17 protein-coding genes, 1 pseudogene and 1 riboswitch are annotated in these 26573 nt (G+C 63.9%); of the genes and pseudogenes, 12 read left to right on the top strand and 6 right to left on the bottom strand.

Annotated elements, in window-relative coordinates; all coding sequences use genetic code 11:
* Positions 1–183: 183 nt before the first annotated feature.
* Complete coding sequence (locus RT131_RS14640) at positions 184–1764, bottom strand: BCCT family transporter (protein WP_313173530.1); 1581 nt, start codon at positions 1762–1764, stop codon at positions 184–186.
* Positions 1765–2165: 401 nt separating this feature from the next.
* Between RT131_RS14640 and RT131_RS14635 the strand changes: the two are divergent.
* The 9 genes and pseudogenes from RT131_RS14635 to RT131_RS14595 all read left to right on the top strand — a co-directional run.
* A pseudogene (locus RT131_RS14635) lies at positions 2166–2990 on the top strand (gamma-glutamyltransferase); the annotation flags it as partial.
* A 212-nt stretch (positions 2991–3202) separates the two neighbouring features.
* Entirely contained in the window at positions 3203–4345 is a 1143-nt protein-coding gene (locus RT131_RS14630) for a beta-propeller fold lactonase family protein (RefSeq protein WP_313173529.1), read from the top strand.
* Positions 4333–6711: a hypothetical protein gene (locus RT131_RS14625; RefSeq protein ID WP_313173528.1), complete on the top strand. Its 2379-nt coding sequence runs from the start codon at positions 4333–4335 to the stop codon at positions 6709–6711. Before RT131_RS14630 ends, RT131_RS14625 begins: the two co-directional genes overlap by 13 nt.
* A gap of 42 nt (positions 6712–6753) precedes the next feature.
* Positions 6754–6855, top strand: a riboswitch (TPP riboswitch).
* A 115-nt stretch (positions 6856–6970) separates the two neighbouring features.
* Entirely contained in the window at positions 6971–8845 is a 1875-nt protein-coding gene (thiC, locus tag RT131_RS14620) for a phosphomethylpyrimidine synthase ThiC (protein ID WP_313173527.1), read from the top strand.
* A gap of 105 nt (positions 8846–8950) precedes the next feature.
* Positions 8951–9541 carry a DUF4136 domain-containing protein gene (locus tag RT131_RS14615; RefSeq protein ID WP_313173526.1) on the top strand — a complete coding sequence of 197 codons (591 nt, stop codon included), beginning with the start codon at positions 8951–8953 and terminating at the stop codon, positions 9539–9541.
* Between the two features lie 68 nt (positions 9542–9609).
* Positions 9610–10287, top strand: coding sequence for an ion channel (locus tag RT131_RS14610; protein WP_313173525.1), 678 nt, complete (start codon positions 9610–9612; stop codon positions 10285–10287).
* Between the two features lie 242 nt (positions 10288–10529).
* Positions 10530–12803 (top strand): winged helix-turn-helix domain-containing protein, encoded by a 2274-nt coding sequence (locus tag RT131_RS14605; RefSeq protein WP_313173524.1) that lies wholly within the window; start codon positions 10530–10532, stop codon positions 12801–12803.
* 133 nt (positions 12804–12936) lie between these two features.
* Entirely contained in the window at positions 12937–13839 is a 903-nt protein-coding gene (locus RT131_RS14600; RefSeq protein ID WP_313173523.1) for a helix-turn-helix transcriptional regulator, read from the top strand.
* Positions 13840–13900: 61 nt separating this feature from the next.
* A complete protein-coding gene (locus RT131_RS14595; RefSeq protein WP_313173522.1) occupies positions 13901–16759 on the top strand; it encodes a TonB-dependent receptor in 2859 nt (952 codons plus the stop codon).
* A 220-nt stretch (positions 16760–16979) separates the two neighbouring features.
* Here RT131_RS14595 and RT131_RS14590 read toward each other — a convergent pair whose 3' ends face one another.
* Together RT131_RS14590 and ppa are read right to left on the bottom strand one after the other, a co-directional pair.
* A complete protein-coding gene (locus tag RT131_RS14590; RefSeq protein WP_313173521.1) occupies positions 16980–18095 on the bottom strand; it encodes an HDOD domain-containing protein in 1116 nt (371 codons plus the stop codon).
* 161 nt (positions 18096–18256) lie between these two features.
* Positions 18257–18802: an inorganic diphosphatase gene (gene ppa, locus RT131_RS14585; protein ID WP_313173520.1), complete on the bottom strand. Its 546-nt coding sequence runs from the start codon at positions 18800–18802 to the stop codon at positions 18257–18259.
* A 529-nt stretch (positions 18803–19331) separates the two neighbouring features.
* On the opposite strand from ppa, the gene RT131_RS14580 reads away from it, so the two are divergent.
* Both RT131_RS14580 and RT131_RS14575 read left to right on the top strand, forming a co-directional pair.
* Positions 19332–20552 (top strand): helix-turn-helix domain-containing protein, encoded by a 1221-nt coding sequence (locus RT131_RS14580; protein ID WP_313173519.1) that lies wholly within the window; start codon positions 19332–19334, stop codon positions 20550–20552.
* Between the two features lie 47 nt (positions 20553–20599).
* On the top strand, positions 20600–21268 hold the full coding sequence (locus RT131_RS14575; RefSeq protein WP_313173518.1) for a glutaminyl-peptide cyclotransferase: 669 nt from the start codon (positions 20600–20602) through the stop codon (positions 21266–21268).
* Between the two features lie 717 nt (positions 21269–21985).
* Here the strand turns inward: RT131_RS14575 and RT131_RS14570 are convergent.
* Complete coding sequence (locus tag RT131_RS14570; protein ID WP_313173517.1) at positions 21986–24013, bottom strand: sodium-translocating pyrophosphatase; 2028 nt, start codon at positions 24011–24013, stop codon at positions 21986–21988.
* A gap of 242 nt (positions 24014–24255) precedes the next feature.
* Between RT131_RS14570 and RT131_RS14565 the strand changes: the two genes are divergently transcribed.
* A complete protein-coding gene (locus tag RT131_RS14565; protein WP_313173516.1) occupies positions 24256–24762 on the top strand; it encodes a hypothetical protein in 507 nt (168 codons plus the stop codon).
* A 48-nt stretch (positions 24763–24810) separates the two neighbouring features.
* Here RT131_RS14565 and RT131_RS14560 read toward each other — a convergent pair whose 3' ends face one another.
* Together RT131_RS14560 and RT131_RS14555 are read right to left on the bottom strand one after the other, a co-directional pair.
* A complete protein-coding gene (locus RT131_RS14560; RefSeq protein WP_313173515.1) occupies positions 24811–25386 on the bottom strand; it encodes a DUF2846 domain-containing protein in 576 nt (191 codons plus the stop codon).
* A 4-nt stretch (positions 25387–25390) separates the two neighbouring features.
* Positions 25391–26056 carry a hypothetical protein gene (locus tag RT131_RS14555; RefSeq protein ID WP_313173514.1) on the bottom strand — a complete coding sequence of 222 codons (666 nt, stop codon included), beginning with the start codon at positions 26054–26056 and terminating at the stop codon, positions 25391–25393.
* Between the last annotated feature and the right edge of the window lie 517 nt (positions 26057–26573).

The following is a 26573-nucleotide window of genomic DNA, read 5'->3' as shown; positions in this document are numbered from 1 at the left end:
GCGATCTACAAGATGGCGGCGGAGCTGCTTCTGCCCCCTCCCTTTCGCGCAGCGAAGGGGAGGGTTGGGGAGGGGTAGCTCTTCGCTGCCGTCCTTATCACCCAATTGTTCAGCCCCATTACGCAGCTGGATGCCAAGCCAGCCAGATGCGCCGCGGCAGTTCACAGCCCCCGCAGCTCCCGTTTACCTGTCCAGACCTGACGAACGCTCAGTGACTGCACGTGCTTCTTCCTGTGCTGCCTGCTCGCGCTCGATCCATGCCTCGATCATGTGCCGTGCGCGCTGCGCGAGCCGACGCTGGCGGTTGTGCTCGGCGTCCAGTACGCGATACAGCGATACCATCACCAGCACCATCAACAGTGCGAACGGCAGTGCGGCAATGGTGATCATGCCCTGCAGTGCATCCAGCCCACCCGCCAGCAGCAATGCCGCTGCGATGAGTGCAATGGCGATGCCCCACACCAGTTTGCGTGACAGCGGTGGGTCGCCGGCCTCATCGGTGGACATGCTGGCCAGCACCAGCACCGCGGAATCGGCCGAGGTTACGAAGAAAATGACCAGCAGGACCAAGGCCAGGCCCGACAGCAGCAAGGAGGCCGGCATGCTGTCGAACAGCGTGAACAATACCGTTTCATAACCATTGCCCAGCGCCTGGACGAGATCAGCGTGGCCAAACAGTTGCGCCCATAGCGCGGTGCCACCGAATACGGAGAACCACAGGAAGCCAAGCAGGGTTGGCGCCAGTACCACCCCGACCACGAACTCGCGCACGCTGCGGCCACGTGATACCCGGGCAATGAAGGAACCCACAAACGGTGCCCAGGCGATCCACCACGCCCAGTAGAAGATTGTCCAATCGGCGACCCAGGTGCTGCCCGAGAAGGGCGACATGCGCAGGCTCATTGTCACCAGCTGGTTCAGATAGGCGCCAAGGGTGGTGGTGAAGGTATCGAAGATGAAGCCGGTGGGGCCGAGCACCAGCACGGCGGCCAGCAGCAATGCCGCCAGCGCAAGATTGAAATTGGACAACCACTTGATGCCACGGTCCACACCGCTGGTGGTGGAGATCATGTAAAGCACAAAGGCGATGGCGATGACGGTCATCTGCAACGGCACGCCTGCGGTAACACCGAACACACGTTGCAGGCCGGCAGCGATCTGTATCGTGCCGAATCCCAGCGTGGTGGCGACACCGATTGCGGTGGCGACCACGGCGGCGATGTTCACCATCTTGCTTATCCAGCCGCGATGATGGCGGCCGATGACCGGCTGCAGCATGTCGCTGATCAGCCCGCGACCATTGCGGTTGTATTGGAACCAGGCCATTGCCAGTCCGATCAGCGCATAGATCGCCCACGGGTGCAGGCCCCAATGGAAAAACGAGTAACGCATCGCGGCACGGGCGGCATCCATGCTCTGCGGCGGCAGGCCTTCGGGAGGAGTGACGAAATGTGATATCGGCTCGGCCGCGCCCCAGAACACCAGGCCGATACCCATGCCGGCGGCGAACAGCATCGACAGCCAGCTGGCACGGGAGAAGTCAGGCTCGGCATCTTCACCACCGATGCGCAGGCTGCCGAAGCGGCCGAATGCCAGGTACAGCAGGAAGGAGAGTGTCAGGAACACGATCAGCAGGTACATCCAGCCAGCGCCACGCACAACCTGGGCCAGCGCGGCCTGCACCACGTCGTTGAAGGGGCCGGGCGCGAGGCCGGCAATCAGCACCAGTAGCGCGACCAACGCAATGGAGACACGAAACACCATGAAGGAGCTTCTCCGATCAAAAGAGTGATTGAGGGGAGTGGGCCTGAGCTTGCAGGACAACCGGCTGGCACCATTGCACCCGGCCGGGAAAGGAGGGGCGGCAAGCGCCGCAAGGCAGTCATTCGGAACGAGCCTGTGCGGGATGTTACTGAATGGCGTGTCACGATTGCGTTAGTGGGTCGTGACGGTGCGCATGGCGCTGCCACCCAGCAGTAGCTGCAGCCCGTTGACCGGTGTTGGCTTGGCGTTCTCATTGATTGCAGGTCCAATGACGCCCGAAGCCGGGGGGGCAGTGGCCACTGGGTCGCGGTTGAGACATACCCTTCGAACCTGATCCGGCGCATACAGGCGTAGATAAGCTTCGTGTGCCGCCAGTCGATGTGCCCGCATAGGGCCAGAGCAATGTGCTGGAGGGCTACGATTCTTCGACGATTCCGTTTGGCTCGGCAGAACATACTCATCTGTTCGTCGAAGCCAAGAAATTGGCATTCGCCGATGGTGCCCGTTTCTACGCGGCCCCGGCATTTTCGCCGGCACCGGTACCGCGCTTGTTCTCCAAAGAGCAGGCCGCGCAGTGTCGTGCGCTGAATTCGCTGGACAAGGCCATGAAGGAAGTGCAGCCGGATACGTCGAAACAGCTGGAGGAAGGTGACACGATCTACCTGACTGTGGCCGGGGCCGACGGCATGATGGTGTCGCTGATCCAGTCCAACTGTCGCGGCATGGGTAGCGGCATGGCGCCGACGGGGCTGGGTTTCATCCTGCAGGATCGCGGCGAGATGTTTGTCCTGCAGAAGGACCATCCCAATGGCTATGCGCCGGGCAAGCGCCCGTTCCAGACCATCATCCCGGCCTTCATCACCAAGGACGGCAAGCCGTTCGCCAGTTTTGGCGTGATGGGCGGTGCGATGCAGCATGCGCAGAACGTGATGAACCTGGTCGACTGCGGCATGAACCTGCAGGAGGCCGGCGACGCGCCGCGCATCCAGCATGAAGGCTCTGCCGAGCCAACCGGGCAGGCCACCGTGATGCGAGATGGTGGCGAGGTCAACCTGGAGACCGGCTTCAGCTGGGAAACCGTGCGTGGCCTGATGCGCAAGGGGCATCGCGTGACCTTCGCCGATGGCCCCTATGGCGGCTACCAGGCGATCATGCGCGACCCGGAAAGCGGCGTTTACTACGGTGCATCGGAGAGCCGCAAGGATGGCCAGGCGGCAGGCTATTGAGTTCGGCCCGTACAGGGTGGTTCGCAGCGCATGGTCGCGCTCGGGATCGTGATGCCCACGGCGGATGTTTCCGTTGCGTGGCCGCGGGTCTGGACGGGTGACCCCGCCAAGCGGCAGGTTGGGGCTAGAATGGCGCAGCCATGGACGGTAAACGATAAGCAGCAACGATGCGTATCGGCCGGACTTGCACCATTCCCTTTCGGAGTCGCGCGATGTCCCACGTTGTTTCAATGCCACGGATCATGGTGTTTTCGGCATGTCTGATTGCCAGCCTCGCGGCTGGCGCGGGTGAAGCATCACCCGAGCTCGCGACGGGCGCACGGGTTGCGGTTGGAGCGGGCCCGGCCGATATGGTGTTCTCCGCCGATGGGCAGCAACTTTATGTCACCGAGAACGAAGACAACACGGTTGTCGTAGTCGATGTTGCACGCAGAAGCGTTCTGCGCAGGTTCGGTGATGGCGGATGGAAAGCGCCGGAAGGTGACGGCTGCTCACACAACTTCTGCCGTGGCAGCGGTGCGGCGGGTATTGCCGTCGATGCACAGCGTCAGCGCGCTTATGTCAGTTCCTGGAACATCAATGCACTGACTGCTTTCGATCTGCGCAGCGGGCAGGCGCTTTGGAGCACCCCCTTGCAGCGCTTTCCGCAGCCGCTGCTATTGACTCCCGATGGTGCGCAGGCGTGGGTGTTCAACGGCGTTGCCAATTCCCTGTCGGTGGTGGATGCCGCTACCGGCGAGGTGGTTGCTGATGCGCTTCCCTTGGATGGCGGCGATGCGCGCAACCTGTCGTTCGGACGGCAGCTTGCGCTGACGATGGCTGTCGATGGGCGTCACCTCTACGTAAACAGCATCTTCGGCGACGGCATCGAGGTGTTCGATACCGCGAAGCGTTCGCGCAGTGCGCTGATCGAAAGCGGGGCGTCGCCTTACGATCTGGCGGTCGATCGGAACAATGGCAATCTCGTCGCGCTATACGAAGACGGCGTCGTCGACTACGCGGCCGCTACGCTGTCGCCGCTGCGCGCTTATCGCTTCTGCAATGAGGTCACTACCTGGAACATGGCCTTGAGTGACGATGGCCGTCTACTGGCGCTGACCTTTCCCAAGAATGCGTTGGCCATGGTGGTGGCGCGCGACAGCGGCCTGCTGACGCACGTCTTCCAAACCGATGCCTGGCCGATGAAGGTCGCGTTCTCGCCCGACTCGCGGTTGCTTGCGGTGCTCAATGCGGGAGATACGGCATCCGTATCGCTGCTGGATGTGCACGCACCGATGGACCTTGAACCGCTACGTTCGCAGTTGAGTGAACTGTTCTGCCAGCCGAACACGGAGACGATGCAATGGATGCGTTGAAGAGCGCGATGTCGGCCAGGTCGACGCGATGGGTGCTGGTCGTGCCGCTGATGCTGGCCGCAGCAGTGGGGGCCAGTGAACACTCGGTCCTGCAATGGGAAATGGGTCAGGCAGGGTCCTATGGAAATTCTGACGGTCCTGCGCTGGACGCTCGCTTCATGGGAACGCTGACGCCTTACCGCGACAAGGATGGCGCACTGCTGGTAGCCGATGCCGAAGGCAATGCGTTGCGCAGGATCGGCCAGGATGGGATTGTCACCACGATCATCGGGAAGCCCGGCACGGCAAATCCGATGGCGGCCGGCGGCGACGCACAGCAGCTGACGCGCCCGTCTGAACTGGCCCGCCTGGCCGACGGTCGCCTGTTGGTGGTCGAGCAGCGCGTCAAGGGATTGCGCGCGGTGGATGCCAAGGGCCGGATCACCGCGCTGCAGCTTCGCAAGGGCGAGCCGATGGCGGAGGCCCCTGCCTTGGGTGCTGGCGGATCTGCGGACATTGTGGTCGCCCCGGCGCCGCCATCGCCGCCGTCACTTCCTGCCGAAAGCCGCCAGACTGCTGCTCCCGTTGCGCCGGAAGCGCCACTGCTACCTGATCCGTCGGGCATTGCAGTCGACGCCAAGGGGCGGATCTGGGTCGCCGACAGCGGCAGCTATCGCGAGCGCACCCTGGTGATCGATACGCAAGGCAAGGCACGTCTGTGGGAACCCGGGCAGATGATCATGCTGCGCAAGATCGCCGCGGCAGCCGACGGAAAATTGTGGGGCATCAACGGCAAACTGCTGTTCCGCCTGCATGACGACCGTGCCGAGGTGATGGGCAGCCTGGACGTACCCGAGTGGACGCCGCCGGCCGACTACCTCGTCCAGCCGCCGGCCAGTGGCCCGGTAGCCGCGCTGATCGGGCAGGTACCGTTTTCCGGACGCGGCAGCCTGCCGCCGATGCCTTCGCGGCCCAGGGACGCGGCACCGGTGGATTTCAGTGGTTTGACGATTGATCCGCAAGGGCGGCCCTTGCTGATTGATCGCCACCGGTTGCTGCGCTTCGAGCCGCGCTCAGCGGAGTTCACGACGCTGTTGGCGTTGCCAGCGGCAGCGGATGATCGCGGCTATGGTGACAGCCGGATCGACGCGGTGGCCGTCGATGGCAAGGGACGCATCGTGCTGGCGATTGACGGTGGCAGCGCGCTGTTTGCGCTGGGGGCCGACGGCCGGCTGGCGCTGGTTGCCGGACATGCGCCGCCTTCGGCATGGTGGCAAGGTGACGACATCGAAAAACGCCGGTCGGCCAAACTGCCGGCCTCGCTTGACGACAGCATTGTCATGCTGCCCGATGGCGGCACGCTCTATGTCGCCAGACTGGATAACGCCTTGTTCCAGGTCGATCGCGATGGGAACGCAGCGCTGTGGGCGGGGAACGACAAGAAGGGCCGCAGCGATGGCCCGCGGCTTGAAGCGCGTTTCAGCTATCCCACGGATCTGGCAAGGGCGCGCGACGGAACGGTATACGTTGCCGATAGTGGCAGTGCGCGGATCCGCGCAGTACGGTCTGACGGGGTGGTCCAGACACTGGCCGGCAATTATTCGGAATCGTTTCGCGGCGATGGCGACTTTGCCACGGCCAGCTTCTTCGAGCCGAAGTACATCGCACTGGATGAAGCGCGCAACGTGCTGTACGTGCTGGATGACACCCCCTACGTTGGCAGCGGTGACGTGCGTCTGCGGCGCCTGGATCTGCGTTCGGGCCAGGTCACCACATTGGCCTCCGATGAACACCGGCCGATGGACGTGATCGCTCCGTCAGGCGAGCTGCAACGGGTCAACCGCGCGGCCGTAACCGTGATCTACAAGGACATCGCGGTTGGTCCCGATGGGTATGTGTATGCATTGGACGAGAATGCGGTCTGGCGGATCGACCCGGAGAGTGGTTTGCACCGCATGCTGTTCCACGTTGCGGAGCGGCCGCTGGAGAAAGCGTATGAGCTCGCTTACGCACAAGCCAAAAGCAGCGCGGAGCGGGAGGCGCTATCGGCTGCGAGTTGCAGCTGGGTATGGTGTCGCCCCGAGCGCATCGAGGTGGACGCGCAGGGCAATGTCTATCTGAGCGACGTGGGCAACAACACGGTGCTGCGGATCGGGCTGGATGGCAAGGCTGGCGTGATAGCAGGTGCGCTGGATCAGGTCGGCAACAGGGCGGGTGCGCTACCGGGCGGCCTGCACAAGCCCGGTGGTCTGGCGTTCTCGGCGGAAGGCGACCTGATGATCAACGTCAACGAACAAGGTGTCATGCGTTTGCGCAATCCGGCACAGGCACCCTTCAGCATCGCCGTGCCCGGTGCGGGGGGAGTACCCGAGGATCCTGTGCGCTGACAGCAGATGGGTTGGATTTGCCGGGCTTTGCAGGTCTAATAGCGCCCGAAGCGGGGGTACCGCAGCCTTGGGGCTGCGGTTGAGACATACCCTTCGAACCTGATCCGGTTCATACCGGCGTAGGGAAGCTTTGTGTGCTGCCAGTCGATGAGCCCGTGATGGGCCTGGACTTGGCAGCGTGCGCCTTCGCTTCGTTCCGTCATGCGAATCCCTCGCGTGGCCTTCGCACCCCGCGTGTGGATAGACAGGACGAATGCCCATGAATGCACAGCCCAGCCTGCAGCAACAGGCCCAGCAACTCTCCGAGTCAGTGACCCGGCCGATACCCGGCTCGCGCAAGATCTTCGTCGCCGGTTCGCGCCCGGACCTGCAGGTGCCGATGCGCGAGATCGCGCAGACCCGCACGCCGACCTTGTTCGGTGGCCAGGAGAATCCACCGGTTACCGTCTACGACACCTCCGGCCCGTACACCGATCCGCAGGCCAACATCGATCTGGCCGCCGGGCTGGCGGCGGTACGCTCACGCTGGATCGAAGAACGTGGCGACACCGAGCAGCTGGCCGGGCTCAGTTCCGCGTTCGGACGCAAGCGCCAGCACGATGCCAAACTCGATGCCGTACGCTTCCCCGGCCGCACGCTGCCGCGCCGCGCGATTGGTACCGCCAACGTCACCCAGATGCATTACGCGCGCCGCGGGATCGTCACCCCGGAGATGGAGTACGTCGCCATCCGCGAGAACCAGCGGCTGGACGCGGTGCGTGATGCCGGTCTGCTCGCGCAGCATCCGGGGCAGAGTTTCGGTGCCAACATTCAGCAAATCATCACCCCGGAATTCGTGCGTGATGAAATCGCGCGGGGCCGCGCGGTGTTGCCGAACAACATCAACCACCCCGAGTGTGAGCCGATGATCATCGGCCGCAATTTCCTCACCAAGATCAACGCCAACATCGGCAACAGCGCGGTGTCCTCGGGTATCGCCGAGGAAGTGGAGAAGCTGGTGTGGGCGATCCGCTGGGGCGGCGACACGGTGATGGACCTGTCCACCGGCAAGCACATCCATGAGACGCGCGAGTGGATCGTGCGTAATTCGCCGGTGCCGATCGGTACCGTGCCGATCTACCAGGCATTGGAGAAAGTGGATGGTCGTGCCGAGGAGCTCAACTGGGAGATCTTCCGCGACACCTTGATCGAACAGGCCGAGCAGGGCGTTGACTACTTCACCATCCACGCCGGGGTGCTGCTGCGACACGTGCCGCTTACCGCCAAACGCGTGACCGGCATCGTCTCGCGCGGTGGTTCAATCATGGCCAAGTGGTGCCTGGCGCACCACAAGGAAAACTTCCTCTACACGCATTTCGAAGACATCTGCGACATCATGAAGGCCTACGACGTGTCCTTCAGCCTTGGCGACGGTCTGCGCCCGGGTTGCATCGCCGATGCCAATGACGCCGCCCAGTTCGGTGAACTGGAAGCGCTGGGTGAACTGACCCGTATCGCCTGGAAGCACGATGTGCAGACCATCATCGAAGGCCCCGGCCACGTGCCGATGCATCTGATCAAGCAGAACATGGACAAGCAGCTGCACGAATGCGGTGAAGCGCCGTTCTATACCCTCGGGCCGCTGACCACCGACATCGCGCCGGGTTACGACCACATCACCAGTGCGATCGGTGCAGCGATGATCGGCTGGTACGGCACCGCGATGCTCTGCTACGTGACGCCCAAGGAACATCTTGGGCTGCCCAACCGGCAGGACGTGCGTGACGGCATCATGGCCTACAAGATCGCCGCCCATGCCGCTGACCTTGCCAAGGGCCATCCCGGCGCACAGGTTCGCGACAACGCACTGAGCAAGGCGCGCTTCGAGTTCCGCTGGGAGGACCAGTTCCACCTGGGCCTGGATCCGGAGAAGGCCAAGGAATTCCATGACGAAACCCTGCCCAAGGACGCGCACAAACTGGCCCACTTCTGCTCGATGTGCGGCCCGCATTTCTGTTCGATGAAGATCACCCAGGACGTGCGCGAGTACGCGGCCGAGCAGGGGGTTGATGAGGCGCAGGCGCTGGCGGCGGGCATGGCCGAGAAGTCCGCGCAGTTCCTGGCCGAAGGCGGCCAGGTCTACCGCGCCGAATAGCCCCGCCAGCGGGCCAGGGCACCTGCGCGGGTGCCCTGGCCCATGCTTGACGCCACACGGAGGACGGACGTGCTAGCGTGCAGCCGTCCACACCAGGGGTAGGCCATGAAACTTCGCTTTGTTTCGCTGTTTTTCGTCCTGTCCACGCTGCTCCTGCTGGGCGCCTGCGCCAGTACACCGCGCGTCGCCAGCCAGGCCGATCCCAGTGCGGATTTCTCGCGCTACCGCAGTTTCGCGTTCTTCACGCCGCTGGCGCTCGAGCAGCACGGCTATACCACCATCACCAGCAACCGCATCCGCGCCGCGGTGCGCACGCAGATGGAGGCGCGCGGTTATCGGTTCGATGAAGCCAATCCGGACCTGTGGGTGAACCTCAACGCCTACCTGCAGGACAAGACCCAGGTCACCACGATGCCGGAAGTGGATTACGACTATTACTACAGCTATCGCGCCCGTGGTTATGTCGCCGTGCCGTACTGGCGTGACCGCACCGACGTGCGCCAGTACACCGAGGGCACATTGAACGTGGATGTCGTCGATGCACGGCAGAAGCGCCTGGTCTGGGAAGGTGTCGCGGTGGGCACGGTCGGGCGGGTCAAGCCGGAGCAGCGGGGCGAGCGGATTGACGCAGCGGTGGCGGCGATCTTTGCCACCTATCCGTATCGCGCTGGAATGTCGGCCAATCCTGCTCCCTGATCTTCCCGCCCAGGCGCAATGCAGCAACAGCAGCGTTCGCCACCGGCACTGAGGCACTGAAAGAGCATATGCAATCGCGCTTGAGATGGATCGTGATGGCGCGCCGGCACCCGTCGGCGTGGCTGCTGGCGGTGCAACTGCTCGGCGTACTGCTGTACCCGGCGATGGAGCACATGCCCGCCGGGCGCGCGTTGTTCGGCGTATTCGGCATGCTGGTGCTGGGCTTGGCGGTGTGGGTGGTAAGGCGCAGCCCGTTGTTGCTGTGGCTGGCGTTGACGCTGGCGATCCCGGCGGTGGTGTTCTCGATCGCCGGGGCCTTGCTCGGGCGTTATTCGCTGATCGCGGTGGCGCAGGCATTCGAATGCCTGCTGTATTTCTATACCTCCTGCAGCTTGATCGCCTACATGCTGCAGGATCACAAGGTGACGCGTGATGAGCTGTTCGCGGCAGGCGCCACGTTTACGCTGCTGGCGTGGGCGTTCGCGTTCGCCTATTCAGTCTGCCAGCACGTGTATCCGGGCAGTTTTGTGGCCACCAGCGAGGGCGATTTCCGAAGCTGGGTAGAGTTGCTTTATCTCAGCTTCAGCTTGCTGTCAGGGGTAGGCTTGAGTGATGTCGTGCCGGTGCATCCGCAGGCCCGTGCATTGGTGATGCTGGAGCAGTTTGCAGGCGTTATGTACGTTGCCTTGGTGGTTTCGCGGCTGGTCGGCCTGACCATTTACAAAGCCGAGAAAACTGAACGCTAGATAAAAAAATCGCGCCGTACGGCGCGAATCATGTAGCGGATTATGTAATTACGTCGGCGAGAGAGAGCCTGATGTCATCCACGCGTGGGCGCGTGGGGAACCCGGTTAGAGTAATATTGGTTCCAGAAAAAACATTTGCTCTGTGCGTTGATGCCTTTTGCGGAACTTGGCGGCTTGGAAGGGCATGGGCCCTGACAGCTGGACACAGGATGCGTGTCCGCCAGCGATTTTGAACGACCGCGATGGCAACGAATTTCATCGAAAAACCAAGCTCTGACCGACTGCGTGTCGGTGAGTGTCTGGTGGTGCTTTCCTCCCGCGAGGTGCACCAGCCAGCAACATCCAGAACCCAACGGCTCACGCCCAAATCGGTGGGGGTGTTGCTGGTGCTTGCGCGTCGACCTGGGCAGGTGGTGACCCGCGACGAGCTGTTTGCCGAGGTCTGGCCGGACACCATGCCGACCAACGACGTGCTGACCCAGGCGGTTACCCAGCTGCGCAAGGCCTTCGCTGCAACCGAAGCAGGCGAAGGCGCAAGTTATATCGAAACGATCGCCAAAACCGGCTACCGCCTGCTGGCCCCGGTTGCCTGGGAATCGAGCCCGGACGCCGCGGTTGCCGATGCGCCCGAGGAGGCTGACGCAGCGGGTGTGGATGCGCCGCTGGCGCCTGTGCACGATGGCGCGCGCCATACGCGGCGCAAGGTGCGCCGTTACGGCTTGCTGGCGATCGGTGTCGCCTTGTTGTTGAGCACGCTGATGATGGCCTGGTTGCTGTGGGGCCGTGATGCGCCGTCGCAGACGGACGCAACGGTGGTCGAAGGCAATCGGGTAGTGGGCAGTCCTGCGCGTCCCTACCGCCTGATCACGGCGACCGAAGGCGTGGAGGTGAATCCTTCGCTGTCGCCCGACGGCGCGCTGGTGGTGTTCGCCCGCGAACAGGACAACAGTTCCAGCTTGTGGATACAGAGCGTGAGCAATGCAACCGCGACGCCGCTGCTGACGCCGCCTGCCGGCGCCCTGGATCGCTTCCCGGTATGGTCACCGAATGGCCGCAATGTGGCCTTTGCGCGATTCCTGCCACAGGGCGACTGCGAGGTGCTGGTGGTATCGGCCACCGGCACCGGGCTGCGTCGCGCCACGCGTTGTGATGGCACGGACATGCTCAGCTTCGACTGGGCCCCCGACGGGGCGAGCCTGCTGTTTGGGTCGATGACCGGGCGCTATGCCAGCCGCGGCATCCGCAGCCTGGATCTGGCATCGGGACGCTGGTCATCGCTGCGCTATGAGATGGGCAGCGACGACTTCGACTATGCACCGCGCTATTCGCCAGACGGGAAAAAGATCGGTTTCGTGCGCAATCCCCAGGTGGGGGATATGTGGGTGATGGATGCCGACGGCAGCAATGCGCAGCGTTTGACCGACGACGCAGCCGAGATTCGTGGCTGGAGTTGGTTGGGCTCGGACGAGATGGTGTTTGGTCGTCGCATCGACAGCGAAGCGCGCCTGTATCGCCTGGATGTGGCCACGCGCGCACTGCGTGACATGGGCATCGACAACGCGCAGAGCCCGGCGGTGTCGCGGGGTGGTGGCAATCTGGCCTTCGTGCGCAGCCAGCCGCAGTTCGGCCTGTTCCGCATTCCACTCGGCGACGAAAACGAGCCACCGCAGCGTCTGTTTGCATCGTCCGCGCGCGATGGCCAGCCGATGGTGTCGCCCGATGGCGCGCAGCTGGCGTTCACCTCCGACCGTTCCGGTGCGTTCGCGCTGTGGTGGGCGCGTCTGGATGAGCCGGCATCGCTGCAGATGATCGAGGGCGTGCGCCCTGAAGCACGCCAGCCCATGGACTGGTCCGAGGATGGGCGGCGCCTGTTGGTGACCGGCCGTGATGCCGACGGTGTGCCGGGCATCTACGAGGTGGCACCGGATGAAGGTCATTGGGCGAAGCTGGCGGTGCCTGTGCGGGAACCGCTGCAGGCGGTGTATGGCCCCACGCCCGATACGCTGTTGGTGGTGGAGCGCGGGGATGATGAGCGGATGGCGCTGACCCTGTTTGATCGCCGGCAACAACCGTGGAAGCGCCTGGCATCGCTGGAAGGGGTATCACAGGTGCGCTATGACCGCGCCGCGCAGCGGGTGCTGTTCACGCGGCTGGCCAGTGGTGGGCTCTGGCAGGCCGCATCCAATCTGGCGCAGGACAGCGTGAAAAACGTGCACGCCGAATTGCCCAGCCGCTGGCGCTACCGGACCTGGGCCGTGGCCGCCAATGGTGCAGTGGAGTACCAGGAGATCAGCCGCAACTGCAGCAGTCGGTTGACCGCCATTGCCGGCGACGGTGCCAGCCAGTGCCTGGATGCCAAGCGCTTCAGCGCCGGCAATGGTCTGAGCCTGGCGCCGGACGGCAGTGCTGTTTTCATCGCCTTGGCCACCGCCGACAACGCCGATATCGGCATGATGCGGGTTCCGCAGCGTGCGCCGCGGCGGGTGATGGGCTTGGCCAAGTGGTTGTCACCATAGGGAAATTTGGTTTCGTAAGTTTTTCGTAGGCCATATCGGGAAGAATTCGCAGCAATCTCGCCAGACTTTCCTGACCCACATCGCCAAAGTTGGCAAAACGTTCGCTCAATAAGAGCAAACGATGGTGTGCGACATGCGGCAGGTTTCGTGGGTGGATCGTGGTCAGTCGGTTTCGTTTGAAAAGCCTGCGGAGGATGGCCCGCGGCCAGCCTGTGTCGGCGTGGCCCGACTCGGCAGCCTGCAGACCTCGGGCACGGTATTCACGGTTTGGCTGCAGCTGCGCGGTACTGCCTGGGTGGAATCCAAGGAAGGAAAGTTCCGCCTGCGTCAGCGCGAATGGATTGCCTTCGAGAAAGAATCGCGGCCGCTGATCCAGGCGGGCCGGGACGGCATCTGCATTGGCGTGAGCCTGGATACCGACGCGCTGCGCATGCTGGGCACGCTGGCCGATTGCAGCGTGTATACCGGGCGCGGCCGCATGAGCCTGGGTGAGGCGCGCTTGGCGCTGCGGCTATGGCGCGAGGCGCAGGCACCGGGTTCAACCATCCACCAGCTGCGTCCGCTGCTGCTGCATCTTGCTTCGCTGCAACGTGATCTCGCCGGTACGGTGCAGCGTTGCCCCGGGCGTTCGCGCATCCGCAAGCGGCAGGTGTTCGGTCGCATGCAGCGTGCGCGCATGTATCTGGAAGGCAACAGCCACCGCGTCGTACGCATTGGTGAGTTGGCAGAGCTGACGAACTTCTCCAGCTGGTACCTGTCCAAGACCTTCCAGAGCCTGTATGAAGAAAGCCCGCAGTCCCTGTCGGCGCGGCTGCGACTGGAGCGCGCGGCGATGCTGTTGCGTGATACCGACATGATGATCGGTGAAGTGGCCTCTGCCAGCGGTTTTGATAACTGTTGCAGCTTTGCGCGTGCATTTCGTGCACGTTTTGGCGCATCGGCCACGCAGTACCGCGAGACGCCGGAGGCGTTGAAGCCAGATTCGGCAAAGTTTAAGGATGGCTTGCGCAAAACCAAGGCGGCAGTACGAACGTAACGTTCAGGGGTGTTTAACACACCGCTAACTTTGTCGTTTGTTTAGCTCTTTGGAGAGATTGATGAAGCTTCGTAATTCTGCAGTGCGGTTGGGCTTGCTCCCGGCCGGCATTGCTATTGCCTTGACCCCGTCTTTTGCTTCGGCGCAGGAAGCTGCTGCCGGCGCCACCACGCTGGACCGCCTGGAAGTCACCGGCTCGCGCATTCGTGGCGCGAACATGGAAACCCAGCAGCCGATCCTGACCCTGAGCCGTGAGAACCTGGAAAAGCAGGGCTTCACCTCGGTCGCCGACGTGCTGCAGAACATGACCTCGGCCGGTTCCCCGGCAATCTCCCGTTCGGAGTCGCTGGCTTCGGGCGAGAACGTCGGTGGTTACTACATCGATATCCGCAACCTGGGCGCCAACCGCACCCTGGTGCTGATGAACGGCAAGCGCCTGGGCGCTACCTCGGGCGGCTACCAGGATCTGAGCCAGATCCCGATGTCGGCCATCGAACGCATTGAAGTCCTGAAGGATGGCGCTTCGGCCATCTACGGTTCGGACGCCATCGCCGGCGTGGTCAACGTGATCACCCGCAAGAACTTCGACGGCGCTGAAGCCAACGTCTATATCGGCCAGTACGGCGAAGGCGACGGTGACCTGAACCAGTACTCCTTCACCCTGGGTTCGGCTGGCGAGCGCGGCAGCCTGACCCTGTCGGCCGAGTACTCCAAGCAGGATCCGGTGATGGCGAAGGACCGTTGGTTCTCGCGCAACGGTGGCAAGGGCCCGAACACCACTGCTGCCGACCTGAGCCCGATCGGCCCGAACGGCGTGTGGTGTGATCCGCGCGTATTCGGCGACTGCCTGCAGAAGAAGGACGGCCCGACCGTCATCTGGCAGACCCTGAACCCGGGTGGCAACCCGACCAACGAAAACGACTACCACCCGCTGACCCCGGGCGAGTACGCCAACGCCAACCAGCAGATGTCCCTGCAGACCGGCATCGAGCGCAAGTCGGTGTACGTCAATGGCACCTATGACTTCACGGACAACGTGTCGTTCAATGCCGACATCCTGTACAACGAGCGCTCCACCGACCAGCAGATCGCCGGTTACCCGTACCAGTCGCAGTCCTTCGAGACCCCGCTGGCTGGCAACAGCGCATTCAACCCGATCGGCCAGGACGTCGAGTTCCGTCGCCGCCTGTGGGAAATGCCGCGTACCACCGAAAGCAAGCTGAAGACCCTGCGCTTCGCGCCGACCATCAGCGGCTTCTTCGATTTCGCCGGCAAGTCCTTCGACTGGAACGTCGGTGCGCTGTTCAACCGCAACGAATCGACCAAGAGCAACCACGGCGACATGAGCCTGATTGCTGCACGTCAGGCCCTGGGCCAGTCGTTCATCGACGCTGACGGCGTTGCCCGTTGCGGCACTGCTGCCAAGCCGATCGCTGGCTGCCTTGCCTGGAACCCGCTGCTGCCGGCCGGCGTTGCTGGCCCGGGTTCGCTGGACAACAAGGACCTGCAGGAGTTCCTGTTCCCGACCTTCACCACCACCGGCGTCACCAAGACCACCTCGTTCACCGCTGACCTGGCGGGTTCGATCGTGACCCTGCCGGCAGGTGACCTGGGCTTCGCCATCGGTGTCGAGCACCGTGAAGAAGAAGGCCGCTTCGTGCCAGACGCGTTCATGCAGTCGGGCGAGTACACCGGCCTGCCGCAGAGCACCACCAACGGCAAGTATGATCTGGACGAGGTCTACCTCGAACTGAACATCCCGGTGCTGGCTGACATGGCGTTCGCCAAGGAACTGACCATCAACGTTGCTGGCCGTTACTCGGACTACAGCAACTTCGGTGACACCGTGAACGGCAAGTTCGGCGTGACCTGGCGTCCGCTGGATGAACTGCTGGTCCGTGGTACCTACGCTGAAGGCTTCCGCGCTCCGTCGGTCGACAACATGTACGGCGGCATCGGTGGCAGCTTCGAGAAGTACACCGATCCGTGCGGCATCGGCGCACCGGGCAGCGTCAACGGCAATGCAGCATGTAATGCTGCTGGCGTGCCGCTGGGCTACACCCAGCTGGGCCAGGGTCTGATCCCGTGCACCACATACCCGTGCCAGACGCCGGACCAGTTCATCTCCGGTTCCAACCCGGCGCTGAAGCCGGAAACCTCGACCAGCAAGACCATCGGTGTTGTGTGGAGCCCGCGTTGGGTGCAGGGTCTGGACATCTCGCTTGACTGGTACAACTACCAGATCAAGGACATGATCATCTCCGACAGCGTCAACCGCATCCTGCGTGACTGCTACGTGCTGGGTGACAACAGCCGTTGCGCCAACGTCGTGCGTGCTGCTGATGGCCACATCAGCGACATGTTCTACGGCCTGGCCAACCTGGGTCAGATGGAAACCGAAGGTTACGACCTGGGTGTGAAGTACCGTCTGCCGGAAATGTCGTTCGGTCAGATCTCGATCGATTCGCAGACCACCTACACCGCCAAGTACGACGAAGTCGGCCAGAACAGCAAGGGCCAGAACATCATCGTCGGCAACGTTGGTTCGCCGGGTATCTTCCGCGTGCGCTCGAACCTGGGCGTGAACTGGGAGTACGGCGACTTCGGTGTGAACTACACCGCGCGTTACTACTCGGGCATGAAGGAAACCTGCGTTTCCAAGGCCGAGGGCTGGTGTGACCTGCCGAACCGTTATGAGAACGGTGAGAAGGCTCCGCTGCGTACCACCGGTTCGAACACCTTCCACGACCTGCAGGTCAGCTACAAGGCGCCGTGGGATGCCACCATCGCAGTGGGCGCGAACAACGTGTTCAACCACCGCGGTGCATTGCAGTACTCGGCTCCGAACAGCGACTTCGCCTACTACGGCGGCTTCGACATCGGCCGTTTCCTGTACATGAAGTACACCCAGCGCTTCTGATCCATTGAAGCACTGTGATGCGTGACGAAGGGTGGGCCGAAAGGCCCACCCTTCTTTTTTGTGTGTTGCCTGGCCCGGGTAGGCGCGCGCAGCCGGGGGGAGCGGGGGCGGGCTGCACAACGCACGGCACGCCAACCGGGTGCGCCCTGCAAAAACAACAACGGCCGCTGGGCGGCCGTTGTCATTCACTGCTGGTCATGCGTGCCGATGCGACGCTGGCTCAGGCGTCCACGCTCAGGCCCATCATCTCGTCGGCGATCGCACGCCACTGTTCGAGTTTGGGCAACACGCCGACATTGGCCAGGTACTGCTCATCCACCGCGGTGCCAGCGGCCAGGGCGGTGGCGACGTGGACGGCACCGGCCACCCAGAAGCTGCGCACATTGGAACGGCCTGGCTGCAGCTGGAAGGCGACCGCCTCGATGATCGGCATCGGCAGGCCCCACAAGCCCATCAGATAGGCACCGGCTTCCGCATGGCCGGGACGGCTTTCGTCGGCCTCGGCGGGCTGGCGCTCGTCGCGCACACCTGGCAGCAGCAGGCCGATGTCGGCCAGCAATGCCGCGGTCGAGCCGAGCTCGGCGCTGGCGGACGGCAGCATTTTCGCGGCCAGGCGCGAGGCCAGCAGGGCACGCGATTGCATGGTGTTGCGATCCGGCCCGGACATGCCGGGCAGGCCGAAAACTTCGCTGGCCAGCACCAGGTCACGCAGCGTTGCCATGCCCAGGCGGGTCACCGCGCCGCGCAGATCGGAGATCGCGCGGCCATTGTTGAAGAACGCGGAGTTGGACAGCTGCAGCACCTTGGCGGCAATGGCCGGGTCGGCTGCAACCAGCTTGGCGATCTCCGCCGCGTTGCTCTCCTCGTCCTCTTCCAGCGCGTGCATCAGGCTCAGGTACAGGTGCGGCGGCGAGGGCAGTTTCTCGATGCGACCGATGGCCTGGCGCAGGCGCGGGCTGTCCAGCAGTTCACGCAGTTCTTCCAGGCTGGTCAGCGCCTCGAGCAGGATCTCGGGTGGCAGCGGCAGGGGCAGGAAGCGGTGGGCGACACCGATGATGCGCGCCGATGGCACGCGCTGGCTGTTGTCGCCGTCGATCAGGGCGATGCGGATGGTTTCCGGACGCAGGGTCCGGATCTGGCCGAGCAGGGTGGCCGGGGCCAGGTCGGGCAGAACCGGGGCAACAATGACCGCATCGATCGTGGCGGAAGACACTGCGACGATGGCGGCACTGCCGTCCGGGACCGACTCTACTTCCCACTCGTCGCCGAGATCGCCGATGTACTCAAGCAGCTCGGCCGACAGGCTGGCTTCGCCGCCGACTAACAGGATTCGCAAGACACTTCCCCTTGGACAAAACGCAAAATCCGAACAAAAAACAGGCCGGAAACCGGCCTGTCAATGTAGCTAATCGCTGGCAAAGGGTCATGCCCTCTACGAGAAAAACGTGATGGTTGTCGCTACGCAGGGCCGGGTGTTACGACCGTGCGCGGGCGCAATCAGACGTCCTGTTCCTGGGTGGCGAGGTAGGTCTTGTGGGCTTCGCTCAGGATGCGCTTGGCCTCAGCGGCATCGCCCCAGCCTTCGATCTTGACCCACTTGCCCTTCTCCAGGTCCTTGTAATGCTCGAAGAAGTGACCGATGCGCTCCAGCCAGTGGCTGGACACCTGGGCGATATCTTCGACATGGGCGTAGCCGCTGAAGATCTTGGCAACCGGCACGGCCAGGATCTTCTCGTCGCTACCGGCTTCGTCGCTCATCTTCAGCACACCAACCGGACGGCAGCGCACCACCGAACCCGGGACCAGCGGCAGCGGCAGCACCACCAGCACGTCGGCCGGGTCGCCGTCGCCGCACAGGGTCTGCGGCACGAAGCCGTAGTTGCAGGGGTAGCGCATCGGGGTGGACAGGATGCGGTCGACGAACATCGCGCCGCTTTCCTTGTCCATTTCGTACTTCACCGGCTCCGAATCCTTCGGGATCTCGACGATGACGTTGATTTCTTCCGGCGGGTTCTTGCCCGGCGAGACCAGTTTCAGGCCCATTGCGCTGACTCCGAATCGTTGTTGGTTGAAAAAGAGCTCCATTCTACGCCCACGGCTATTGCGGCGCACCAAACCGCGGCGAGCGGGCCGAACCGACGGAAGGGCGCCTGTCTGAATGGAGGTTATGCGAATAATTATCATTTCCTGCTGCCCCGTCGCTCTGCCGCCCCCGCTCAGCCAGTTCGGCGCCCGCGGCTTGCCGCTACGGCGTCCACGTCCAGCAATGCCAGGCCTGGACGGACCGCTGATCAGTGAAGGGCCCCCGCTGCGGCGAGTACCGGCGCGGCTGCCCTGCAGGGGCGGCGAAACCGGTGACGGCATCCAGGGAGGCAAGATCCGGGTGTCTGCATGCCGAGCTCCACCAGCGCACGCGCGGGGGCTGCGCCGGGACTTGTGGCGATTACGCCGCGCCACGCAGGCGGCGCAATGGGGGGCCACTGCCCATCGGCCACCCACAATGGTCCAGCCGTCACTCGCGGTGCTGCGCCGAACAAGTGCATCCGCGCACGACCGCGGCTAGCCTGCACCCATGGACTCCCTGATCTCCGCGTCCGCGCGTGCCCTTGCCACCGGCGACGTTCTGACCGCACTCAAGCACGTCGCATTGCGCGAGGATCCGCCAGCGCTGGCGCTGCGCGGGATCGCCATGGCCCAACTGGGTGATTTGCCGCGCGCGCGCGAACTGCTGCGGAATGCGCGGCGCAGCTTCGGCGCGCACGAAGTAGTGGCGCGCGCGCGCTGTGAGCTGGCCGAGGCCGAAGTGGCGCTGGCATTGCGTGAGCTCGGCGGTAACGCCGAGCCGCTGATTGCCATTGCAAGGGTGCTGGACGCGCGCGGCGATCACGCCAATGCGCTGCAGGCCTGGCTGATTCTTGCGCGGCGATGGCTGTTGCTGGGCAGGTTGCAGGAGGCCGCGGATGCATTGGCGCGATTGGAGGGCAAGCCACTGCCGGCGGCGCTGGCTGCCATGGCCGGATTGACGGCGGCAACGCTGGCCCTGCGACGAATGCGGATCGGCCAGGCACGCACGGCCCTCGCGCATGCGCGTAGCGCTGCCGCAGGTGCAGGCATTGCCGCATTGCGGGCGGAGGTGGACCGAGCCTTGCTCAAGCTGGACCAGCCCGCGGCACGTTGTCTTGGCAACGGTATCGATCAGCTGCTGTGCATCGATCAGGTACAGGCGCTGCTGGAGTCGGGCGCGCTGATCGTGGACGCTTGCCGGCGCGGCATCAGGATAGGTGACTGCTGGTTGTCACTGGCGAGGCGGCCGGTGCTGCTCGCGCTTGCTCGGGCGCTGGCCGAGGCCTGGCCAGCCGAGGTGGATCGCGAGGTGCTGATCATGCGTGCGTTCGGCATGCGTCATTACGACGACACGCTGCGGGCACGGTTGCGGGTGGAGATCGGCCGCCTGCGCAGACTCATCACGGTGCAGGCGCACATTGAAGCAACGCCTGCGGGTTTCCGCTTGTCTCCCCGCAGCGCCAGTGCGGTGAGGGTGCTGGTGCCGCCGATCGAAGGGGAACTGGCTGCAGTGATCGCGCTGCTTGCCGATGGCGCGGCCTGGTCCTCGTCGGCCTTGGGACTGGCCTTGGGCAGCAGCCAACGCAATGTGCAACGGGCGCTGCTGGAACTGGAGGCGGCAGGGCGCGTGCATGCGCAAGGGCGTGGCCGCGCGCAGCGCTGGCGGGCGATGCCGCTGGGCGGATTCACGACGATCTTGTTACTCCCTGCTGCGCTACCGATTGACTAGTTTGATTGCCAGGCAGCCAAACACGGACATGCCAGGAGATTGCAGCGATGAACACACAAGCACTCGACCCTGCGATGGCGGCAGGCAAGGTTCGACCCGCCGAGGTGATTCGCGAGTACGGCCCGTTTGCCGGCTCGGACACCGTCAACGGCGTCAGCTTCGACGGACAAAATGTCTGGGCTGCCACGGGTGTCGCCCTGGTGGCCTTCGATCCGGGTAGTGGCGAACCCGTGCGCAGCCTGGCGTTGCCCTGTGACGCAGGCACGGCGTTCGACGGCACCTATCTTTGGCAGATCGCCGAGGCGCGCATCGACAAGATCGACCCGCGAAGTGGTGAGGTGCTGGCGACGATTCCCGCACCCGGCGGTGGCACGGATTCGGGCATGGCATGGGCGGAAGGCAGCCTGTGGGTAGGCCAATACCGCCAGCGGAAAATCCACCAGATTGATCCCGCCGATGGCGCCATCCTGCGCACCATCGAATCCGACCGTTTCGTCACCGGCGTGTCGTGGGTGGATGGCGAACTCTGGCATGCCACTGGCGAGGCCGGGCAGAGCGACATCCGTCGTGTCCAGCCCGATACCGGCGCGGTGCTGGAACGCCTGCAGATGCCGGACGGGATCAGCGTCAGTGGCCTGGAAGGCGATGGCGGCGAGCTGTTCTATTGCGGCGGCGGCAACGACGGCAGGGTGTATGCGGTGAAGCGGCTGCGTTGATTGGAGCGGTGGCAGTACCACCGAGCATTTGTGGCTGATACGCCATCTGCTTCGCGGCTCACGCCGCTCCTGCAGGTGCCGTTGGCTGCGGAGACATTACCTGCAGCTTCCTACCTTCCCGTCGCCGGATACAAAGCCTCTCTCCCGCGTGCGGGAGAGGGGTTGGGGTGAGGGCAGCTTCTCGCTGTTGGCTTCAACAACGGCAACGGCACCAACAACGGCGCCAACTGCACCAACATGACGACTACGCCATCTGCTTCGCGGCTTACGCCGCTCCTGCAGGTGGCGCTGGTTGCCGAGACATCGCCTGCAGCTTCCGACCTTCCCGTCGCCGGATACAAAGCCCCTCTCCCGCGTGCGGGAGAGGGGTTGGGGTGAGGGCCGCTTCTCGCTGCCAGCTTCAACTACAGCAGCGGGGCCAACAGCACCATGACGACTATGCCATCTGCTTCGCGGCTTACGCCGCTCCTGCAGGTGCCGTTGGTTGCGGAGACATTACCTGCAGCTTCCGACCGTCACGTCGCCGGATACAAAGCCCCTCTCCCGTGTGCGGGAGAGGGGTTGGGGTGAGGGCCGCTTCCCGCGGTCAGCTTCAACTACAGCAGCGGCGCCTACAGCTGCGCCACGATGTTGATGATCGTGCTCTGCGCCTGCGGCGCCCCATCCTGTCTCCTTCCCTCGCGAGCAGGGGAAGGGGCCGTGCGCAGTCGGCTTCGATCAGAGCAATGGCACCAGCAACAATGCCACGATGTTGATGATTTTTATGAGGGGGTTGATCGCCGGCCCGGCCGTGTCCTTGTACGGATCGCCCACGGTATCGCCAGTCACCGCCGCCTTGTGCGCTTCGCTGCCCTTGCCGCCGAAGTGACCGTCCTCGATGTATTTCTTGGCGTTGTCCCAGGCACCGCCACCGGTGGTCATCGAGATCGCCACGAACAGGCCGGTGACGATGGTGCCGATCAACAGGCCACCCAGCGCCTTCGGCCCGAGCAGCAGGCCAACCACCACCGGTACTGCGACCGGCAGCAATGACGGCACGATCATTTCCTTGATCGCCGAGCGCGTGAGCATATCCACCGCCTTGTGGTACTGCGGCTTGGCGGTGCCCTGCATGATGCCGGGGATCTCGCGGAACTGGCGGCGTACTTCTTCCACCACCGCGCCGGCCGCGCGGCCTACCGCTTCCATCGCCATCGCGCCGAACAGGTAGGGGATCAAACCGCCGATCAACAGGCCGATGATCACCGTGTGGTCGGACAGATCGAAGGCAAAGGCCTCGCCCGGATGCGCCACCTGCAGGTTGTGCGTGTAGTCGGCGAACAGCACCAATGCCGCCAATGCCGCCGAACCGATCGCATAGCCCTTGGTCACCGCCTTGGTGGTATTGCCCACTGCATCCAGCGGATCGGTGATGTCGCGGATGTCCGACGGCAGCTCGGCCATCTCGGCGATGCCGCCGGCGTTGTCGGTGATCGGGCCGTAGGCATCCAGCGCGACGATCATGCCGGCCATCGACAGCATCGCGGTCGCAGCGATGGCGATGCCGTACAGACCACCAAAGTGGAACGCCGACCAGATCGCCACGCATACCGCGATCACCGGCAGTGCAGTGGATTTCATCGACACGCCAAGGCCGGCGATGATGTTGGTGCCGTGGCCGGTGGTCGATGCCTGCGCCACATGCTGCACCGGCTTGTACTGGGTGCCAGTGTAGTACTCGGTGATCCAGACGATGAGGCCGGTCAACACCAGCCCGATCAAGGCGCAGATGTAAAGATTGGTGGCGCCGTGGCTGGAATCGGCCATCAGTTGCGTGGTGACCGGCCAGAAGGCGATGGCGGCCAGTACACCGGAGACGATCACGCCCTTGTACAACGCGCCCATGATCGAGCCGCCGGCTTTCACCTTGACGAAGAACGCACCGATGATCGAGGCGATGATCGATACGCCGCCAAGTACCAGCGGGTACAGCACCGCGTTGCGGCCGACTTCGGCAATCATCATGCCGCCGAGCAGCATGGTGGCGATCACCGTTACCGCGTAGGTCTCGAACAGATCGGCAGCCATGCCGGCGCAGTCGCCAACGTTGTCACCGACGTTGTCGGCGATCACCGCCGGGTTGCGCGGGTCGTCCTCGGGAATGCCGGCTTCGACCTTGCCGACCAGATCGGCGCCGACGTCCGCACCCTTGGTGAAGATGCCGCCGCCCAGTCGCGCGAAGATCGATATCAGCGAGCTGCCAAATGCCAACCCAACCAGCGCATGCAGGTTGTCGGCCTGGCTCAGACCCATGCGCTGCAGGAGCAGGTAGTAGCCCGCCACGCCAAGCAGGCCCAGCCCGACCACCAGCATGCCGGTGATCGCACCGCCGCGGAACGCCACATCCATGGCCGCGCTCATGCCGTTGCGGGCGGCCTCGGCGGTGCGCACGTTGGCACGTACCGACACGTTCATGCCGATATAACCGGCAGCACCGGACAGCACCGCGCCAATGGCGAAACCGATCGCCGTGTACCAGCTGAGGAAGACACCGACCAGCACGAACAACACCACGCCGACGATGGCGATGGTCAGGTATTGGCGGTTGAGATAGGCGCGCGCACCTTCCTGGATGGCGGCGGCGATTTCCTGCATGCGGGCATTGCCGGCAGGTTGGCGTAGGACCCATTGGGCCGAGATGATGCCGTAGACGATGGCGACAGCGGCGCAGACAAGCGAAAGCACAAGACCGTACTGTTCGAGCATGACCCCTCCAGCGTTGGTGGATGCCATCCAGCTGTGGATGAAGCGGGGACACGCCGGGTAGATCGAAGCACTGGAACAGACCCGGGCCGCGTGCGGCTGTGGTACGTGTCGCTGTGTTCAAACACTCTGAGGCGGCCTGAGTATGACTGCCAGCTGTCTCCACCGCCAGCAGGCGGCGCTCTTGCCCGGCGGTTCAGGCAGACGCTGGCAACGTCGGCAGCTTGCCGATAGGGAACACCATGATGAAAGTCGCATTCCACTTGATCCTGCTTGCCGCGCTGCCACTGCCGCTGTTCGCGGCCAACGCCAAGCCCGAGATCGAACGGCCAGCAGCCAGCCCACAGGCCGTTGCTGCGCTGCACACCGTGCGACAGATTCCCGAAGCCTGCACCCGCATCGAAGGGCGTTTCACTGGCGATGCCGCCGCTCCCTATGACATGCAGTTGGTGCGGATCAGCGCGCAATGTCAGGCGCGCGCTGCTTTCCTTGATTCAACCAAGGTGACGCCCAGCGAAGCCAGCGGTTGGAAACTCAACGAAGTCGTGCGCATCCCCTCGGCAAGCTGCAACACGCAGCAGGCCTTGATCGAGGTGTGGCGAAAACCGGCCGGCCAACAGGTGGCGCTGGACGGGCAGGGTCAGAACCGGGTGTACCTGGAAGATGCCAAGACGCAGGCGGCGGCAGGGCGCCTGGCCGCATTGCCAGCGTATTCGGCCGTCCTGAGAATGGAAGGAGCAAGCTGTCGCTGAGGGCGGCAGGTCACTGCAGGGCGCAGCGCTGCGCCCATGCCATGCTGCTTACTCGCGCAGTGTGAGTTTGTCTGCCATGCCGTCGAAGGTGCTCTGGTCGGATGGCGACAGGTTGGGACGGCCTGCGAACACGCCCATGGTGATGGTTCCCTGCACGAAGTAGGTCTCACCCTCTTCCACCTCAATCGTCAACACGTCCTTGGCCTCGGAGTGGACGGTGTACTCATGGGTGCCGGGCTCGGCAAGGTGGATGAAATAATTGCCGCTGCGCAGCTTGCCCAGTTCCTGCTGACCCTCGCGGACCTTGAAGCCGATCGCGCCGCCAGTGAATTTTGAGGGACGGAAGAACACGATTTGTGCCTTGTCGGCGGGTGCGGCTGCAATCAGGCCGCTGCGGGCGGGGGATTCAGCTGCGGCAGGACTGTCAGCGACCGCTGCAGGCGCGGTTTGCGCCGTATCACCAGCTGTCGCGGTATCGGCTGCTTCTGCTTCCTCCAGCGCACTGGCGGACACTTCCTGGGTGGCGATGGCGGCATCGGTGGGCGCCTGCACTTGCTGTGCGAAAACACCAAGCGGTATCAGCAAGCTTGCAGACAGGGCCATCGCGCACGAACGTAGGCGCATCGAACTATTCCTTGGATTGGGCCGGGGTTTCCGGCGGGGGTGGGACAACAGGGCCTGCAACGGCAGTGCTGCCGTTACCGGAGTCGACGGCTGGATCAGGATGGCTTGTGGTGTCCGGCTCGGCGGCAGGAGTTGCGCTGGTTACAGGTCTTGCCGCGGCCTTGGTTCTGGCGATGCCGCGCGTGCCTGCGGGAATCTCGACTTCCCGGCCTCGGATGAACATCGCAAAGGGCCCCGCTGCGATTGATACGCCAAGCGCCATGCCGGTGTTGTCATCACCGGCGGCACCGAGACTGAAACCGCGCAGCAGCAGTTGGCCCTGCGATGTTTCCAATGTGCGTGCGGCAATCAGCAGTTCACCGGGGGCGCCGCCGCCACGCGCCGCTGCGGCGTGGACGATTTGACCGGTTCCACGGATGCCGCGCGGGAGGCGTTCAACGCCATCCAGCAGCAGTGGCTCGACCAGCGTGATGGCGAATACGTCGCCGCGCTTATTGGTGGAGGATGCCAGGGGTTCGGCGATTTCAATAATGACGGGCGTGCCGGCAGGAATCATGGGAAGCGTGTCAGCTGCCGGTGCAGGTGCGGTTTCGACAGCGCTCGCAAGCGCGTGTGAGTCCAGCCCCTGATTGGCTGCGTTGCTGGATGCCGCATGCAGTGCCAGCGCCATGGCGACGCAGCGGAACAGAAGTGATGACATGTGGATAGGCCCCCTGCCTGAACAGGCGATGCTAGCGGCACTGACACGGATTTGGAATGTGTCAGCCAGGGCATCCCGACGGCAGCGGGAGAGGAGCGCCACTTGTTGTGACGGGTTGATGCCGGGATGGTTTACCTTGCGGCGGCGGCCTTGTCCTGCTGTGCCAGATGCTGACCAACGCGGTAACCCGCGCCGGCCAATATGCAGACGACGAGGAAGCCAAGCATCCCGATCATTATCTTGCGGAACATGCTGCACCGCCTGGGTGGGGACCTTGGCCGAAGGATGCGCCGCCATTCCGCGCGACACACCTGTCTGAAGTCATGGCAGTACCTGCCCTGTAGAGCCGAGCCATGCTCGGCTGAGGCGTTACCAGGAAATCGTCCCCTGTAGAGCCGAGCCATGCTCGGCTGAGGCGTTACCAGGAAATCATCCCCTGTAGAGCCGAGCCATGCTCGGCTGAGGCGTTACCAGGAAATCATCCCCT

The organism is Stenotrophomonas sp., from assembly GCF_032066555.1.
Classification (GTDB): domain Bacteria; phylum Pseudomonadota; class Gammaproteobacteria; order Xanthomonadales; family Xanthomonadaceae; genus Stenotrophomonas.
Note: the sequence above shows the minus strand (reverse complement) of the source record. Positions and strands in the feature narration are given on the sequence as shown.

What these genes read in the sequence shown, in the direction of transcription:
- RT131_RS14640 (WP_313173530.1), bottom strand. Translation starts at nt 1,764, where the DNA reads ATGGTGTTTCGTGTCTCCATTGCGTTGGTCGCGCTACTGGTGCTGATT.
- RT131_RS14630 (WP_313173529.1), top strand. Translation starts at nt 3,203, where the DNA reads ATGTCCCACGTTGTTTCAATGCCACGGATCATGGTGTTTTCGGCATGT.
- RT131_RS14625 (WP_313173528.1), top strand. Translation starts at nt 4,333, where the DNA reads ATGGATGCGTTGAAGAGCGCGATGTCGGCCAGGTCGACGCGATGGGTG.
- thiC (WP_313173527.1), top strand. Translation starts at nt 6,971, where the DNA reads ATGAATGCACAGCCCAGCCTGCAGCAACAGGCCCAGCAACTCTCCGAG.
- RT131_RS14615 (WP_313173526.1), top strand. Translation starts at nt 8,951, where the DNA reads ATGAAACTTCGCTTTGTTTCGCTGTTTTTCGTCCTGTCCACGCTGCTC.
- RT131_RS14610 (WP_313173525.1), top strand. Translation starts at nt 9,610, where the DNA reads ATGCAATCGCGCTTGAGATGGATCGTGATGGCGCGCCGGCACCCGTCG.
- RT131_RS14605 (WP_313173524.1), top strand. Translation starts at nt 10,530, where the DNA reads ATGGCAACGAATTTCATCGAAAAACCAAGCTCTGACCGACTGCGTGTC.
- RT131_RS14600 (WP_313173523.1), top strand. Translation starts at nt 12,937, where the DNA reads ATGCGGCAGGTTTCGTGGGTGGATCGTGGTCAGTCGGTTTCGTTTGAA.
- RT131_RS14595 (WP_313173522.1), top strand. Translation starts at nt 13,901, where the DNA reads ATGAAGCTTCGTAATTCTGCAGTGCGGTTGGGCTTGCTCCCGGCCGGC.
- ppa (WP_313173520.1), bottom strand. Translation starts at nt 18,802, where the DNA reads ATGGGCCTGAAACTGGTCTCGCCGGGCAAGAACCCGCCGGAAGAAATC.
- RT131_RS14580 (WP_313173519.1), top strand. Translation starts at nt 19,332, where the DNA reads ATGGACTCCCTGATCTCCGCGTCCGCGCGTGCCCTTGCCACCGGCGAC.
- RT131_RS14575 (WP_313173518.1), top strand. Translation starts at nt 20,600, where the DNA reads ATGAACACACAAGCACTCGACCCTGCGATGGCGGCAGGCAAGGTTCGA.
- RT131_RS14570 (WP_313173517.1), bottom strand. Translation starts at nt 24,013, where the DNA reads ATGCTCGAACAGTACGGTCTTGTGCTTTCGCTTGTCTGCGCCGCTGTC.
- RT131_RS14565 (WP_313173516.1), top strand. Translation starts at nt 24,256, where the DNA reads ATGAAAGTCGCATTCCACTTGATCCTGCTTGCCGCGCTGCCACTGCCG.
- RT131_RS14560 (WP_313173515.1), bottom strand. Translation starts at nt 25,386, where the DNA reads ATGCGCCTACGTTCGTGCGCGATGGCCCTGTCTGCAAGCTTGCTGATA.
- RT131_RS14555 (WP_313173514.1), bottom strand. Translation starts at nt 26,056, where the DNA reads ATGGCGCTGGCACTGCATGCGGCATCCAGCAACGCAGCCAATCAGGGG.